General features: G+C 58.5%; 2 protein-coding genes. One reads left to right on the top strand and one right to left on the bottom strand.

Features of this window, described 5'->3' with window-relative positions; translation table 11 throughout:
* A partial coding sequence (locus tag AWB69_RS50240; protein ID WP_231937469.1) for a hypothetical protein occupies nt 1-236 on the bottom strand: 236 nt, incomplete at its 3' end.
* Between the two features lie 59 nt (nt 237-295).
* On the opposite strand from AWB69_RS50240, the gene istA reads away from it, so the two are divergent.
* Nucleotides 296-1,116 (top strand): IS21 family transposase (gene istA, locus AWB69_RS45260; protein ID WP_231937468.1); only part of this gene is annotated, 821 nt, incomplete at its 3' end.

Genomic DNA, 1,116 nt, shown 5'->3' with positions numbered 1-1,116 from the left:
GAGCCCATCGCCGTTTGACACCGCACATCTATGCCGATGAGGAGATCCGGGAACTGCTGGCCGCCGCTTTGACCTTGTGAATTTCCGGCATATAGGCGCCATTTCGTTTTCGGCGTAATGGCGCCACCGGATTTCCGGCGTAATGGAGCCACGGTGTTTTCGGCGTAAAGGCGCCAGTAGTTTTTCGGCGTAATGGCGCCACCCAGGTGACGAGCAACGAGGGTTCGAACTTTCATTGATCGGCTAGACTGCCGGCCTTTTGCCGGGAGTGGCCGTGGCCAATCGGAGGTTCGAGATGTACCAATACCGACAGATCCTGGTGCGCATGCGCCGAGGCGACTCTGACCGGGATATCGCACGATCGAAGACGATGGGGCGCAAGAAGATTGCGCAGGTGCGGGAGATTGCCGCCAAGAACGGATGGTTGGCGCGTGAAGCGGCCTTACCCGACGAACACGTAATGGCCGTTCTCCTGGATCGCAAAGAGGCGCCACTTCCATCGAGCTGCGTCTCAACCTTGGAACCGTGGCGCGAGCAGATCACCAAGTGGCGAGCAACCGGCGTTCAATGCACGACGATCCACGCCACGCTCGTTCGCAACCACGGATACAGCGGCAGCTATTCGTCGGTCTATCGTTTCCTTGTGCATATAGACGCTTCGCACACGCCCGACGTGCCGCTGCGCCTGGAGTTCAAGCCGGCCGAAGCGGCGCAAGTTGATTTCGGTGCCGGCCCGATGATGACCGACGCACTTACCGGTGAGATCTACAAGACATGGTTCTTCGTCATGACGCTAGCCTGGTCGCGCCACCAATACGTTGAGTTTGTCCGAGACCAAACGGTAGCGACCTGGCTGGGATGTCATCGGCGCGCCTTTGAGGCATTTGGGGGTGTGCCGGCCCGGGTCATCATCGACAACTGCAAATGTGCGATCACCCGGGCGTGTTATTACGAGCCCGAAGTGCAACGCGCGTATGGCGAGTGCGCAGAAGGATACGGTTTCAAGATCGATGCATGCCCGCCAAGGGATCCGCAAAAAAAGGCTTACGCTTCATACTGCACCTTGTGTGGTTGGTGGAACAGGGATAAAAGTCGGCTCTGTCGAACTGTAGCGGC

Source organism: Caballeronia udeis, from assembly GCF_001544555.2.
GTDB lineage: Bacteria > Pseudomonadota > Gammaproteobacteria > Burkholderiales > Burkholderiaceae > Caballeronia > Caballeronia udeis.
This window is presented reverse-complemented; position numbering and strand designations above follow the sequence as displayed.